Below are 14,254 nucleotides of genomic sequence, written 5' to 3'. Positions count from 1 at the left end.
CCCTGAAAGTTTTATTTCTCCGCTTTGTCGATCCGCTCCGGCAGCGCCTTATTGAGTACGATGCCGATAATGGCGCTGAGCGCTACGCCGCTGATGCTGATCTGATCGCTGATCTGGAAGGCCGCGCCGCCCAGGCCCATGACCAGCATCACCGCTACGATGATCAGGTTACGGCTGCTCTTAAAGTCTACCTGATTTTCTACCAGCGTCCGCAGGCCTACCGAGGCGATCATCCCAAACAGGATGATGCTGATGCCGCCCATGACGGGGCCGGGTAGGGTCTGCAAAAATCCGCCGAACTTGCCTACCAGGCTCAAGACGATGGCGAAGATCGCCGCCAGGCGCAGCGTGGCCGGGTTATAGTTCTGCGTTGCCGCTAGCACGCCGGTATTCTCCGAATAGGTGGTGTTGGCCGGGCCGCCGATCAGGCCGGCGAACATCGTGGCTACACCGTCGCCGATCAGGGTGCGGTGCAGGCCGGGATCTTTAAAGAAGTCCTGCCCGACGACCGCGCCGTTGGCACTGATATCGCCGATATGCTCGACAAAGGTCACGATGGCCAGGGGCGCGATGACCGCGATCGCGCGCCAATCAAACAGCGGCAGCATGAAGTTGGGCAGCCCGATCCACTGCGCCTCTGCCAGAGGCTGGAAGTTGACCATGGGCACGCCGCACCAGGTAAAGATCAGCGAGGCGATATAGCCGCCCGCGATGCCGAACAGAATGGGAACCATTTTAAAGAAGCCCTTGGCAAAGACCGATACCACCATCATCGTGATGATCGTGACCGCGGCGACGATCCAGTTGCTCAAAAGCGCCGTCCCCTCCAGGGCCACGCTGGTCGCCGCATCGTTTACGATGTTGTTGATAGCCGTCGGCGCCAGCATCAAGCCGATGGTGATGACGATCGGGCCGGTAACCACCGGCGGGAAAAAGCTGCGCACCCGCTCGGTGCCGAATACTTTGACCAGCAACGCCAGCACCAGATACATGGCGCCCGCGCAGATGATGCCGCCCGTGGCGTATTGCAGGCCGACCATGTACTCAGGCGTCCCCATCTCGGCGCCGCCGCTCATCATGTTGGCCACCACCTGGATCGCCCCGATAAAGGCAAAGCTGGAACCCAGGAATACCGGCACCTTGCGCTTGGTGATCAGGTGGAACAGGATCGTCCCTACGCCGGCGCAAAACAGCGCCACCGAGGTATCCAGCCCCGTCAGCAGCGGCACCAGTACTGTGGCGCCAAACATGGCAAATACGTGCTGGATGCCCAGCAGCGTCATCTGCCCCCAGTTCTTCTTTGTGTTGTCCATCCCTTACTCCTCCTCATTTTGCATCGTCTATCCCCAAACGGCCCCAGGCCGTTTCAAAGCATTTTACTTTTCGCAAAGCACCACGCGGTTCTCCCAATCGAACTCCTGCACATGCACCTGTACCGCCTCGCTGCTGCTGGTAGGCACATTTTTACCTACATAATCCGCGCGGATCGGCAGTTCCCGATGCCCCCGGTCGATGAGCACTGCCAACTGAACGGTCTTGGGCCGTCCCATATCCATCACCGCATCCATCGCCGCCCGGGCGGTGCGCCCGGTGTAGAGCACATCATCCACCAGTATCACGTGCTGGCCGGTGATCATAAAGGGGATATCCGTATTGTTCAGCGTGGGCTGTTCGTTGAGCAGGGATAAATCATCCCTGTAAAAGGTAATATCCAGGACGCCCACAGGGATCTGACAATCCTCCACTTTGCCGATATTATCCGCCAGCCGTTTGGCAAGCGGCACCCCGCGGCGCTGGATCCCTACGATGACCAGCTTGTCCACCCCGTGGTTGCGCTCGATCACCTCGTGCGCTACCCGTACCAACGCCCGATTCATAGCCGCTTCATCCATCAACACATTTTTTTCCCGCATACGCTCCCCCTCACTTCCGCATAAAAAAAGCGCCTTACCGTCGTACGGCAAGGCACACGCCTACTTCAATCCACTTTACACCTTGCCGGTCTCACGGTACCGATTTAAAGGTCATTTCCTTTTGGCATCATACCACATGGCAGGGCAAAAGTCTATTATTTTTCGTCATTTTCGGCCGTATTTTTTGGCAGCTGCGCTTCCAATTTACGCAGCAGTACGGCAAAATCATCCGGCAGCGGCGCCTGCACCGAAACGGGCTCTCCCGTAGCGGGATGGATAAAGTGCAGCTCTTTGGCGTGCAGCAACTGCCCCTCCAGGGCGTAACGCTGCTTTTTGTAGCCATAGGTCGCATCTCCCACCACCGGATGGCCAATATGCGCCATATGCACGCGGATCTGATGCGTTCGCCCGGTCTCCAAGCGGCATTCCACTAGCGTTTCCCGCGGATAACGGCGCAGTACGCGGTAATGGGTGACCGCCTCTCGCCCCTCCTGCTCCCGCAGCACGGCCATCTTTTTTCGATCCGTCGGATGGCGGCCGATCCGCGTTACGATCTGTCCGTCATCCTCTTTTACGGCGCCCTCCACCAATGCCCAATAGATCCTCCCGCAGGTTCGCTTAGCGATCTGCTCCGCCAAGGCCTGGTGCGCCGCGTCATTTTTCGCCACGATCAATAGGCCAGTTGTGTCTTTATCGATCCGATGTACAATCCCCGGCCGCAGTACCCCGCCGATGCCCGACAGATCCCTGCAATGGTAAAGCAGTGCGTTGACCAGCGTATGGTCAGGCGTGCCCGGCGCCGGATGTACCACCATGCCCCTGGGCTTATTCACTACGATCACGTCCCCGTCCTCATAGCGGATATCCAAGGGTATGTCCTGTGGTTCCACCGCTAATTCCTGAGCCTGGGGTATGGTCAGTGCGATGAGATCCCCTTCCTGCACTTTATCAGAGGGTTTGCAGGCACGTCCATTGCGGCTGGCGCAGCCGCCGGCGATCAGCTTTTGCACATGGGCGCGGGACAAACCTGTAAGCTGGGAAAGACAGCTATCCAGCCGGGTTCCTGCCGCCTCAGATTCTACCCGCCACTGCATGGGCTCATTCATGGGCATCGCCCTTAGGCTGTTCATCTGCCCCAGGAAGGGCACGCTTTTCCTTTCCATAGAAAAAGATGTAATAAATGCACAGCCCGGCTACCGAACAGCAGACCAGCGTATCGGCCACATTAAAGATGGCAAACTGGATGAACCGGCAATCAAAAAAGTCGATCACGTATCCGATGCGCACCCGGTCGATCAAATTACCCAGCGCGCCGGCGATCAAACAGGCCACCATAAATTTATAGATGCGGGGCTTATCCTTTTCATGGTAGACATGAAACAGCATAATCGCCACCACCACCAACGTCATGGCCACCAGCAGCCACTGCTGCCCTTGCAAAATGCCAAAAGCCGCGCCACGGTTTTCCGCGTAGGTCAGGTGGAAAACATCCGGGATCAACGGATAGGTTCCCCCCGGCAGGTCGCGCAGCTGCAGCGCTGCAAATTTGCTGCCCTGATCCAGCGCGATCCCCAACAAAATAGTAATGAGAATGAGCATAAGTTTCCTCCATGCGATGAACTTCGACCATTATACCACATATTGCCTGCATTTTGCGCAAGCTGACGTTATAATCGCCAAAGCATGCCTTAAACGGGTAGTTCCCGGCTCTTCAACGCAATTAGCCTTAAAAGCAGCCCACACATTTAATGCATTCGAACATGCTGCAGCAGCAAAAGCCCGCGCCTTAATAAAAGGCGCAGGCGCAGCAGATACAAATTATACAATCTTTAGAGGTTTCCCACAGGATTGACACCGGCCGTTTTTATTGCAGCCAGTTTGCCAGCCACCCTACGATGGATTGGCCCAGCGGCGTTTCCGCCAGTTTACGCAGGACGACCAGCAAAAACGCGCCCAGCACGGTAAACCCAATGACATAGCCCAACCCCCGGGCGATGCCCGAGAGAAAACTGCGCCATAGCATCCGCTTCAGGTCAAACTGAAGTTCGACATATTGTGTGATACCCGTGCGTTCCAGCCGTTCCGTCATCCGCTCAGCTGCCGCCAGCCATTTGCTGCGCGCCAGCTCCTCTTCTTTGATCTCTTTTAACATGCGATACCCAGCCCTTCTGATCATCCCTATTAAGCCATATTTCCATTGTATCCAAAAAAGGGCCGCTATATTTTAAAAAATAAAAGGCCTGGATCTCCAGGCCCTCATCTGCACCTTTTTACGCTTGCTCCTCCTGTTCCTCGGGGGCATTTGCCTCTTCCGGCTCCGCGCCCATCGGCAGGTCCTCAAGCTCTTTCATTTGATAGGCGACCAGTTTCATGATCGCATCGCGCATATCCTTGCCTTTGGCAACGATGGTACGATATTGCGCTTCGATCTCCTCGCAGCGCCGGGTCGCTTCCCCCAAAAGGGCATCCGCGTCGTGCTGCGCGCCGCTCTGGATCTCGGCAGCATCCGCCATCGCCTGCGCCAGGATATCCTCTTTTTCCTGCTCCGCTTTCGCGGTAATATCCGCCGCCGCGCGCTGAGCCGATACAATGGTCTCCTTCAGCGTATCTTCAAGGGCGACGTAATCGTCTATGCGCTTTTGCAGCTTTTGCATATCCTCCTGCATCTGCGCCTTTACTTTTTCCCATTCATCAAAAGTAGCGATAACCTCATCCAAAAAGGCATCCACTTCCCGCTCTTTATATCCGCGGAACACCACTGAAAATTCTTTTTTAAACACATCTTCCTTGGTTAAGCCCATTTGGATACACTACCTCCTTGCGCCCGGCTCCCCCAGCCGATGGAGCTCCACCCAGGTGCGCCCCTTTTGGCTGCGGTTGCCGACCTCATATAGTTGCGCGCGCCCTTTGCCGCGGACGGATAACCAGTCCCCCTGTGCGAGCGCGCGGTCTGTTTTCATACATTCTACCCAATTGACCTTGACGCGTCCTGCCTTGACCCATTCAGAGGCGATATTGCGCGAAACCTGAAAGGCGCTGGCTAAAACCGCATCTAACCTTAGGGAAAGCACCGTATCCCGAATCACTTTGACCGGCTCTTGTTGCACTTGGATCTGGTCGAAATCGACTTTAGATACCTTGCGCAAGCGCACCCTGCCAGCGGAATCCCAGTTGGCGATCAAATAATCCGCTATTTCCCGGGAAACCACGCACCAGCCCTGGCACTGCGCCAGTACGATATCGCCCAGCCGCTCGCGGGTGATGCCGCACCCCAATAGCGACCCTAGTATATCCCGATGTTCCGGCGTGCCATATCGCGCATCCCATTCAAAGGACAGGGCGCAGATCGGCAGATCCACCTGTGCCGGGTCATCCCGCCATAGGGCCGCCGCCTGACGCTCCGCACCTGGATAGCCGCCCTCCCATAGGATCTGGCAGTCCGGATAGCGCGGCAACAGCTGGCGATTGATATTCGCACGCATCGCGGGATCGGCAAAATAGAGATACTCGATTCGGCCGCTGCGCGAGGTTCGTCGCAGCCGGTCTTCCGCCTGTGCCAGAAAACGCGCCTGCTCTTTCGCCTCCAACGTTATCTCATCCTATCCCTAAAAGTAATAATTCATGCCGACCCGAACGCCGATCGCGTTGATCAGTACGGTTAGCAACTGTAAGGCTATCAGGGCAAAGAACGGCGACAGGTCTATCGGCAGGTTCCGCGCGATGCGCATAGCGATCTTACGGAACGGCGCCACAAACGGGTAGGTCAACCGGTCCAAAAAAATGCGGATCGGATGTCCGGGTTCCATAAACCAACTCAGCAGCGTATTGATGATAATACACCAGCTCAGTGCCGATAAAAAATACTCAATGCCCTGAAAGACATAGTACCAAGCGTTTACCAAAAGTTATCCCTAGCCTTCCCGCTTATTGGCCAGCGAGAAAAAACTGCTGTTGCTGCGCCCCTTATTCTCCTCCGGAATATTTCCGCTGATATCCACATTGATGGGCGCCAGCACAAAGATACCCTTGGATACCTTATGAATGCTGCCATTGAGCGCATACACCGCGCCGCTCATAAAATCGAGCACGCGCTGGGCGATGTCTACCTCCAGCAACTCCAAATTGACGATGATCGGCTTTTTCATCTTCAAATTGTCGATAATGCTCTGGGTATCCTCATAGCTCATCGGCTGATAAACCAGCATCTTCATAGCGTTAGACGACGGCTGCTGCGGCATAGGCAACACTTTCCCTCCTTTATCGCGATGAGTATTGCGGGCAGGCCGCACCGGCTCCTGCTCTTCCTCCTCGTAATACTCCTCGTCCATCATCTCTTCATCTTCCTCTTCAATAACGGTCTCCTCGAGCCCGATCATATCCAACAGTTTGTTAAACACTTTACCAGCCATAAGGGAACTCCTCCTTAAAATTTTACACTAAATAATTTCGCTTGCCAAAAATGGCGGAACCTACGCGTACCATAGTGGCACCCTCCTGGATGGCCACTTCATAATCATGGCTCATCCCGATGGACAATTCCCGCATTTGGATGTGGGGAATCTGCTTGTCCCGCAGCGCCAAAAGCATCTCGCGCATGGCCTTAAAATAAGGCCTGGCCTGCTCGCTCTCCGGCACTGCCGGCGGAACGGCCATCAGCCCCTGCACCGACAGGTGCTCGTAAGGCGCGATCTGGCGGATAAAGGACTCGACCTCATCCGGCGCAACGCCGCCCTTGCCCATCTCCCGGCCAATATTGACCTGAACCAGGACCGGCATGACCAGCCCGGCTTTTGCGGCGCGCTTTTCGATCTCCTGCGCTAAGGCTATCCGATCCAGTGAATGGATCATGACAACCTGCTCAAGTATGTATTTTACCTTATTTACCTGCAACTGTCCAATAAAATGCCATTTTAAATCACTGGAAACAGCAGGAAATTTATCCTTGAGCTCCTGAACCCGGTTTTCGCCGACCTCTTTTACCCCATATTGCGCGGCCAGGTCGATGATTTCAGGCGATTGCGTCTTTGTCGCCGCAATCAGCCTGACGGTATCCGTCCGGCCTGCCTGCACCTTGGCCTCTTCCATTCGCTGGAAAACCTGCGCAATGTTCTGGGGTATCTGCGCTGTCATTCCATCTCACCTTTTCCTTTGCTACTTGATCTGCACCAACTGGTTAACCTCCAGCTGATTTTCAGACCCCAACGCCTCAACGATGGCTGCGGATCCATCCTCCACCAAAACCTTGACGGGGACAAATGTCTTAGCCTGTCCATCTATTACATAAACGCCGCGCACGCCCTCTTGCGTTTGCAACGCTGATGCCGGTATTTTCAATCCTTCCATCTGCTTGCCCACAGTCACATCCAGGTTGCGCTCGCTAAGCAGCGCCCCGATATCCTGTGACATTTCGATGACATATAGCGCGTTATCGCCGGAAGGTCGTACATCCGTGCAAGTCCCGGCATAATCTACGCCTGCATACCCTGAGAAATTAAGGTTCACGCTCTGCCCCGCGTTAAGCTCCACCGCGCCGCCATCGGATAAAATCAACACATACCACTTGGCGTTATTGACCACTCTGAAAAGCGGCATCTGCGGGTTCGCGTCGGTAGAACCTTTGGCCTTTGCATCCTTAGTCACGGTTTCCACAGTCTCATACGTCAACTCCGCCATGGATTCCGGATTGAGCAGCGATTCACGCCCGTCCAAATAAAAGCTGACCACCCCGGAATAGGGAGCGACCACCTCGGTCTTTGCCTGATCGACCTTGGACTGCAGCGCATCCTCCTGCGCGTAAAGCTGGGTCAGTATGTCGTCCTCGGTGATGAGGTTGCGGTACGTCGTATGCCGCTCCTGCAGGGCGCTGTTAAGGGCGCGCTCTAACCGCAGGGAGCTTGTCACATCTCCGCTGCGCACCATTGCCTCGATCTCGGTAAACTGTGCATCCACCTGATCGGACACCTTGGTCAGATCCTCGTTTACGATATCCTGCATCAGGGTCTGCTGCTGTTTGAGCACCGCCTGCTGGGCCGTATAATACTCCTGCAAATCCTTATCGGTAAACTGCGGACGGAATACCTCGGCGATCTTGGCGTCTTTGGCCACCCGCTCACCCTCAGCTGCAAAGTATATAATCTTGCCATAGCTCTCAGCGCTGATCACCTGCTCATCCCGCAGCAGGACGGCCTTGGCGCTGTGCGTGCTGCCCAGCTGGCCCCACTGCACGGCGGCGGTCTTAGTCGCCCCGCCCAGCACGCTCCATATCACCAAAACGGCAATGATGACGATAATGCCTATAAAAACAAAAAAGCGGGGCTTAATGCGCCGGCTACGCTTGATTTTACTCTTTGCCATTGCGCCCCTCCTCTCCGTCGAATCCTGCAATATCTTGAGATATTATATCACAACCTGTAACCTAGATAAACCTCCATTTTGTAAATTCATTGTTTCTTCTCCCCGCATGCCAGATTTCACCCCTCAAAAAAAGCATAATTTTATTGATCTAATGCTTGATTTTACGCAGCGATTAGTGTATATTATTGGATGTTGACGCGATTTCTTCGGGGTGTAGCGCAGTTTGGTAGCGCGTTTGGTTCGGGACCAAAAGGTCGCAGGTTCAAATCCTGTCACCCCGACCAAAGAAGCACTTGCTTGTACAAGCAGGTGTTTCTTTTTTACATAGGCTGATAGCGGACCAGCGGCCTCTAGGCGATGAAGCCACGTATAATTCGTCAATCCCCAGGAGAGCGGATGTGCAGCGTCGGCACACGCTCGGGTTCGAATTTAGTCGTTTGACCAACCTTTGAAAATATTATTTCAAAGCAGATTTTTTGATTTATGTAACGCTGGATTTAAATTTTGCAATATACTAATTCTTACGAAAGAACTTTCAATTGGGTTGTCATCAATGTATTATAATAGTAATTTAGATTGGAGGTGGACACTATGAGTTCCTTATTTATAATCGGAAATGGATTTGATATTGCACATAAAATCCCTACAGAATATAATAATTTTAGGTCATTTCTAATAGATATGTACCCAGAGACACTTCAATCGCGTGATGAAACAGTATATTGGGAAGACTTGAAAAATATAGCCCCCGACGAGTTTGCTGCAGAAATTTTATTAAATGCGATGGACAAAGCGTGTGGAGAGAACTGGTGTAACTTTGAAGAAGCATTAGCATATATTAATTTTAACGGTAAACTACCGAAAGCAAACCACAAAGAAGGTGAGACAGATGAAGAAGATAATGAATTAATGGAAAAATACTTACTTTATATGGATATGCTTACCAGCGGTTTTATTTACTGCTCCAAAATATGGCAGGAGTTTTTCCGTTTATGGATTAAAAGTATACAATTACTAATTGATGATGGAAAATTCACTTGTAAAACAACACTAAAAGCATTATTTTCTCAACCAGATGCACAATTTTTCACTTTTAACTATACTAAAACTCTGCAGAAGTTATATGGAATAAAAAAGGTCATCCATGTACATAACCGAGTGGGGCAAAAGCTTGTTTTTGGACACGGAGAAGACAATATGATGTATGGTGATTTTATCGACAATACCTCTGAAAGTCCCCTTATTCATTCTTCCTTTTTGGATGATATGATAATGTCGTTCAAAAAAGATACTGATGGACCGATAAAAAAATATAATGACTTTTTCAGGAAGCTTAACCATACCATTGACAAAGTATATTCATATGGATTCAGTTACGGCAAAGTAGATAGTATCTATATAAAGAAAATAGTTGATAGAATATCACCGGACGCCATATGGTATTTTACTTCATATGAAGTACAGAATTCTGAGGCTCTGCGAATAAAGAAAATTAAACTACGCAGATATGGCTTTAAAGGGACTTTTGATGTTTATGAGTCACTTTAAAAATAAAGATAAAAAAAAGCGAATACAGAAATTAAAACAGGAACTACCGCAAAAGATAATTATCTTTTGAGAACTTAGATAAAAGCCTCTTGCTTACAGCCTGCAAACCATTGCTTTTACTAGGTTTCATCAAATCATATAATTACACCCCGACCAGTCCGAGTGTCCATATGGACACTCGGATTTTTGTTTTTAAGTTTCGTTATGAACATCGGCGCCACCCGGACAAGCCTGGATGCGCTTTTGTTTTACATTAGCGCCCCGTTCAGAGCTGTCACTATTATATACTAGCGCCCCGTTCAGAGCTGTCACTATTATATACTACGACATAGGCCGAGTGTACAATAGGCGCTAGGCTGTTTAATTGGGAGGCGAAATTTAGAGATTTCCCGCCAAGGATAAGCCTCTTAAAAAAATACAAAAAGCACAGTAAAAGCCGGCACGAAGATCGCGCCGGCTTTTTTCGTCGTAAGCAGTCCCCTATTCCTTTTCAAACCCCGTCCAGCGGCCTTTAAGGTAATGTGCAGCCATTTTGGGGCGGCGGTCTCGGGTAAAGATGCCCTTTTTATTGCCCTGTACCCGGCGGATATTCTCTGCCGTAGCAAAGTCCGCAAAGTTCCACACGTGCTCGCCCGTAATATAGGGCAGCGAATCGAACACCTCGCTGTACGCCTCGAGGTACGCCACCTGATATTCCTCGCTAAAGAGGGTCGGCGTGGCGTCGTGCATGCCGGCAATGGTATCCGCTCCATACTCGCCCAGCATGATGGGCTTTTCCGGGCAGCGGGCGTGGAAGCGTTCAAACTCGTCTTTCAGCTTAGCCGCCGCGCCGGGGAGGTTCCCCTCGGTATCATACCAGCCGCGATAGCGGTTGATAACCAATACATCGCACAATTCGGCCACCTTGCATTTTTCGGGACTGGAACCCTCATAGGTCACGATCGTAACCGGGCGGTGCTGGGGATCCTGCTGCCGCGCCAAAACAGTCAGCGGTTCAAAGTATTCCCTGGCCCCCTCCTCCTCGCTGGCCGGTTCGTTTGCGACTGACCACATTACAACGCAGGGATGGTTCTTATCCCGGGCAATCAGGTCGTTGATCACATCCCGGTGGTGCTGCGCGGTCTGCAAGGTGCGCCAGGTGCCATTGGGCTCGCCGCCCAGCATGCCCGTGGCGGTAAAGGCGGTATGCAGGCCAACTGCCGGCACCTCGTCAATCACCATGATGCCCTCGCGGTCGCAAAGGCGCATCATCTCCTCGCTATAAGGGTAATGGCTGGTGCGGAAGGAGTTAGCGCCGATCCATTTAAGCAGGCCCACATCTTTTACGTTGAGCGCCTCGTTAAAGCCGCGGCCGTTGACGTAACTGTCCTCATGCTTGCCGAACCCCTTAAGATAAACAGGTTTGCCGTTTAAACAGATCCGGCAGTTCTGAATCGAAATATCCCTAAAGCCGAACGGCTCGGTATAGCTATCCTGCTCATCTCCGCTTGCCAGCCGCACCACCAGGTCGTAAAGTGCCGGGTTCTCGGGCGCCCAAAGCCGTACATTCTCGATCTTGCCCTCGCCGCTGGCCCCCTGCGCCTTAAACACGCATTTTTTGTCGGGATCCAGCATCTCCACGGCGACCTCGCCCTCGCCCTGCACATCTACTTTATAGGAGAAGCTGCCGTCCATATGCCCGACCACGGTTATATCGCGGATATAATTCCGCGGCGTGGTATAAAGCTTTACCGGCCGCATAATGCCCGTATAGTTGAAATAGTCAAAATTAGGGTAGTTGCGCACCATGGGCGCCAACCCCGGATATTTCTCGGTGACCAGCCGCCCGCAAGGCAGCGTGGAATAATCGACGATATTGTTGACGATCACCGTCAGCAGGTTCTCTCCACGCCGCGCCTGCTGGCCGATCTCAAACTCAAAGGGCAAAAAACCGCCCTTATGCTTGCCCAATAATTTCCCATTCAAATAGACGGTGGCCTGATGCGTCGCACTGGAAAAGCGGAGCACCAGGCGTTTTTCCAGCATCGGCGCGCTGACGGAAAAGCTGCGCTGGTAAACCATATCCCCTACGTGCTCTTTAAACGCCCTTCCCTCATAAAGGTCATTATAGGCGGAGGGCACCGCCATTGGAATCGCATCCTGGACCGGCCCATCCACCGCCGGGCACTGGCCCTCATCCAGCAGCTTAAAATCCCACACGCCATTTAAGTCAAACACCATCCGGCTATCGGTTAATTGAGGATACAGCATCTTTCAAGTCTCCTTTACAATGGATTCTTTGCGATGATTTTATTATCGCATAAAGCGCACAGCTTGTCACGCCATTAAGACCGCGGCAAATAAAAACGCCCCCCGGTTTTAACGCCGGAGGGCGGTCCCCGTTGTGCCGTTCACTTTGATTTTAACTCCCGCCTCGTGGCAGGGGGGTGCTTTACTGGCGCCGCTGGCCTTCCCTCCCGTAGAGGGCATGGCCGTTCTCGCCAGACCCAAGCTCCCAAATCAACTCTGTAGGATTAAAATAAAGCGTGACGCACACCACAGGATTGTCTTGCAAGGTCTATTATACCGTTGCCGTTCAGAGCGTGTCAAGGTGGAGACAAGCCCGAAAAGGGCAGTATTTTTTACCACGTATAGCATTAAATCCACATGGATACTGTTCGGCGTTAAATCCAAACGCAGCTGGTGAAAAAACCAAATTAGGGCTTGCATTTTTTGACTCTTTTGATATAATAAAAAAGCACCGCGCTTATATGGGGTTATAGCTCAGTTGGTTAGAGCGCTACGTTGACATCGTAGAGGTCGATGGTTCGAGCCCATTTAACCCCACCAACAAACATCCGTCGATAGACGGATGTTTTTCTATATCAAGGCTAATCTGCCCAGCTGTTCATGTTCCGCCGGCTTTGTACAATATGCACATGTCTCACGCAGTTATTTTGTGCACTTCTTTACGTCACGTTAAGTAAATTATGTTTAATGTATTGCCATTTTGTGGTATACTATTTTTGGATCGAAGAGATCCTAAAACAGCAAGGAGGTGTCACCATGAAATCTCTTACCGTTCAGTTGACGACGACGGAGAGCGTCAAAAAGTTTGTGGATATCGTATCCCGTTATGCCTTTGATATCGATTTGCGCAGCGGCCGCTATGTCGTAGACGCCAAGTCCATCCTGGGTATCTTCTCGCTGGATTTGAGCAAGCCGATCACCCTCGAAATTCAGAGCGAGGATTGTGCAGACCTGTTAGAGCAGCTGAAAGATTTCGCTGTATAACGGGAGCCTTAAGGGCGGTATAAAACTCTTTCTGTTTTGCAGAGAGAGTTTTTTATTTGTCCTTTATCTCTCGCCTATCCCCAGCAAATAGGGTATAATATTACAAGAGGTGTTTTAAACGAAATGATGGATATGAATACCCTTTTGGCCAATAAAAAGCTGCTGTTGCTCTATTTGATCCAGCAGCTGCGCATGCCCCCCACCAACGAGCAGCTCATCCGCTTGATGGATCAGACCGGGTATCTGGACTATTTTGAATTGCAGCAGGCCCTGTTCGAGCTAGTGGAAAACAACCTATTGGCTTGCCCGGATAGCCAGAGCCGCAGTGGTCCTTTCCACCTGACGGCGGAAGGCAACCAAGCCCTTGAGCTATTTTTAGATCGTATCCCGCCCCTGCTTCGGCTGGAAATCAAGCACTTTGCCCTGGCCAGCCGGGCCGAGCTGCTGGAAGAAAACCAGGTAGTGGCCGATTACCAAAAGCTCAGCGAGGATGAATATCTGGTTACCCTCAAAGCAGTGGAGCAGGGCGTTACGCTATTTCAAATGGAATTGAACATCGCTACGCGCGAGCTGGCCAAAGAGCTGTGCAATAACTGGAAAAAGCGCTCCGGCCTGGCATACCGCGCGCTGATTGATGCGCTGCTCAATCCTAACCCCATCCCCGCTCTTCCACCGCAGGAGGATGACCAAACGACATTGCTGTAACCAGGAGGAATATACCATGATGCATAGCCAAAACGCCCTACGAGTTGAGCCTTTGGACGCCGCGCGCGGGGTAGCTGTTACCTATAGGACCCGCGGCACCTGCTCGCGTCAGATCCGCTTTCGCGTACAGGACGGGCATATCCACGACTTGAGCTTTGAATCCGGTTGCTCGGGCAATCTCCAGGGGTTATCCAAGCTATGCGAGGGGCAAAGCGTAGACGAAGTGGCCCAGAAGCTTAGCGGCATCCGCTGCCGCGGCAATACCTCCTGTCCCGATCAACTTTCGACCGCCCTGCGGCTCTACCAAGAACAAATGCAAGACGAACAATAAATCTATTAAGCCAATAAACATCCACCCGCCAAGCGGGTGGTATTTCATGTGCGGGCGAAGCCCTCTGCTCTTCGCGGGATGCGTAAACGCATAAATATGTCTGCCAACTGCGTATTGTGCTACCTGCCGC

The 14,254-nt window shown here is 52.3% G+C and carries 16 protein-coding genes, 2 tRNA genes and 1 other RNA gene; 6 read left to right on the top strand and 13 right to left on the bottom strand.

Translation table 11 applies throughout. The features are described 5' to 3' along the window. Positions 1 to 11: 11 nt before the first annotated feature. The 11 genes from H8699_RS04875 to H8699_RS04825 form a co-directional block, all read right to left on the bottom strand. Entirely contained in the window at positions 12 to 1,313 is a 1,302-nt protein-coding gene (locus tag H8699_RS04875; protein ID WP_249284737.1) for a uracil-xanthine permease family protein, read from the bottom strand. 63 nt (positions 1,314 to 1,376) lie between these two features. Next, complete coding sequence (gene pyrR, locus H8699_RS04870; RefSeq protein WP_138295840.1) at positions 1,377 to 1,913, bottom strand: bifunctional pyr operon transcriptional regulator/uracil phosphoribosyltransferase PyrR; 537 nt, start codon at positions 1,911 to 1,913, stop codon at positions 1,377 to 1,379. A gap of 155 nt (positions 1,914 to 2,068) precedes the next feature. Next, positions 2,069 to 3,019, bottom strand: coding sequence for an RluA family pseudouridine synthase (locus H8699_RS04865; protein ID WP_249284736.1), 951 nt, complete (start codon positions 3,017 to 3,019; stop codon positions 2,069 to 2,071). Then, the gene (gene lspA / locus H8699_RS04860; RefSeq protein ID WP_249284735.1) at positions 3,012 to 3,512 is read right to left on the bottom strand and encodes a signal peptidase II; all 501 of its coding nucleotides are present in this window, start codon (positions 3,510 to 3,512) and stop codon (positions 3,012 to 3,014) included. The genes H8699_RS04865 and lspA overlap by 8 nt, the downstream gene beginning before the upstream one ends. Positions 3,513 to 3,777: 265 nt before the next feature. Further along, a complete protein-coding gene (locus H8699_RS04855; RefSeq protein ID WP_147518890.1) occupies positions 3,778 to 4,065 on the bottom strand; it encodes a DUF5665 domain-containing protein in 288 nt (95 codons plus the stop codon). Between the two features lie 118 nt (positions 4,066 to 4,183). Beyond that, positions 4,184 to 4,714: a DivIVA domain-containing protein gene (locus H8699_RS04850; RefSeq protein WP_249284734.1), complete on the bottom strand. Its 531-nt coding sequence runs from the start codon at positions 4,712 to 4,714 to the stop codon at positions 4,184 to 4,186. 9 nt (positions 4,715 to 4,723) lie between these two features. Beyond that, positions 4,724 to 5,500: a YlmH family RNA-binding protein gene (locus tag H8699_RS04845; protein WP_249284733.1), complete on the bottom strand. Its 777-nt coding sequence runs from the start codon at positions 5,498 to 5,500 to the stop codon at positions 4,724 to 4,726. A gap of 18 nt (positions 5,501 to 5,518) precedes the next feature. Next, positions 5,519 to 5,815 carry a YggT family protein gene (locus H8699_RS04840; RefSeq protein ID WP_249284732.1) on the bottom strand — a complete coding sequence of 99 codons (297 nt, stop codon included), beginning with the start codon at positions 5,813 to 5,815 and terminating at the stop codon, positions 5,519 to 5,521. Between the two features lie 9 nt (positions 5,816 to 5,824). After that, positions 5,825 to 6,322 carry a cell division protein SepF gene (locus H8699_RS04835; RefSeq protein ID WP_138295833.1) on the bottom strand — a complete coding sequence of 166 codons (498 nt, stop codon included), beginning with the start codon at positions 6,320 to 6,322 and terminating at the stop codon, positions 5,825 to 5,827. 22 nt (positions 6,323 to 6,344) lie between these two features. Next, on the bottom strand, positions 6,345 to 7,043 hold the full coding sequence (locus H8699_RS04830) for a YggS family pyridoxal phosphate-dependent enzyme (RefSeq protein ID WP_249284731.1): 699 nt from the start codon (positions 7,041 to 7,043) through the stop codon (positions 6,345 to 6,347). Positions 7,044 to 7,064: 21 nt separating this feature from the next. Further along, on the bottom strand, positions 7,065 to 8,267 hold the full coding sequence (locus H8699_RS04825) for an HlyD family efflux transporter periplasmic adaptor subunit (protein WP_249284730.1): 1,203 nt from the start codon (positions 8,265 to 8,267) through the stop codon (positions 7,065 to 7,067). A gap of 207 nt (positions 8,268 to 8,474) precedes the next feature. Here H8699_RS04825 and H8699_RS04820 point away from each other — a divergent pair. Both H8699_RS04820 and H8699_RS04815 read left to right on the top strand, forming a co-directional pair. Then, positions 8,475 to 8,551: transfer RNA gene (locus H8699_RS04820), tRNA-Pro, on the top strand. 307 nt (positions 8,552 to 8,858) lie between these two features. Continuing rightward, entirely contained in the window at positions 8,859 to 9,815 is a 957-nt protein-coding gene (locus H8699_RS04815; protein WP_249284729.1) for a bacteriophage abortive infection AbiH family protein, read from the top strand. Positions 9,816 to 10,295: 480 nt separating this feature from the next. Here H8699_RS04815 and uidA read toward each other — a convergent pair whose 3' ends face one another. Beyond that, positions 10,296 to 12,065 carry a beta-glucuronidase gene (gene uidA, locus H8699_RS04810; protein ID WP_249284728.1) on the bottom strand — a complete coding sequence of 590 codons (1,770 nt, stop codon included), beginning with the start codon at positions 12,063 to 12,065 and terminating at the stop codon, positions 10,296 to 10,298. Between the two features lie 121 nt (positions 12,066 to 12,186). Then, a non-coding RNA gene (gene ssrS, locus H8699_RS04805) (6S RNA) lies at positions 12,187 to 12,362 on the bottom strand. 205 nt (positions 12,363 to 12,567) lie between these two features. On the opposite strand from ssrS, the gene H8699_RS04800 reads away from it, so the two are divergent. The 4 genes from H8699_RS04800 (at position 12,568) to H8699_RS04785 (ending at position 14,124) form a co-directional block, all read left to right on the top strand. Then, positions 12,568 to 12,644, top strand: a tRNA-Val gene (locus H8699_RS04800). A 216-nt stretch (positions 12,645 to 12,860) separates the two neighbouring features. Next, positions 12,861 to 13,088: an HPr family phosphocarrier protein gene (locus H8699_RS04795; RefSeq protein WP_138295829.1), complete on the top strand. Its 228-nt coding sequence runs from the start codon at positions 12,861 to 12,863 to the stop codon at positions 13,086 to 13,088. Positions 13,089 to 13,211: 123 nt separating this feature from the next. Then, entirely contained in the window at positions 13,212 to 13,793 is a 582-nt protein-coding gene (locus H8699_RS04790) for a DUF4364 family protein (RefSeq protein ID WP_249284727.1), read from the top strand. Between the two features lie 16 nt (positions 13,794 to 13,809). After that, positions 13,810 to 14,124, top strand: coding sequence for a TIGR03905 family TSCPD domain-containing protein (locus H8699_RS04785; protein ID WP_330605152.1), 315 nt, complete (start codon positions 13,810 to 13,812; stop codon positions 14,122 to 14,124). Positions 14,125 to 14,254 lie beyond the last annotated feature (130 nt).

The sequence above is a fragment of the Luoshenia tenuis genome (genome assembly GCF_014384745.1).
Classification (GTDB): Bacteria; Bacillota; Clostridia; order Christensenellales.
Note: the sequence above shows the minus strand (reverse complement) of the source record. Positions and strands in the feature narration are given on the sequence as shown.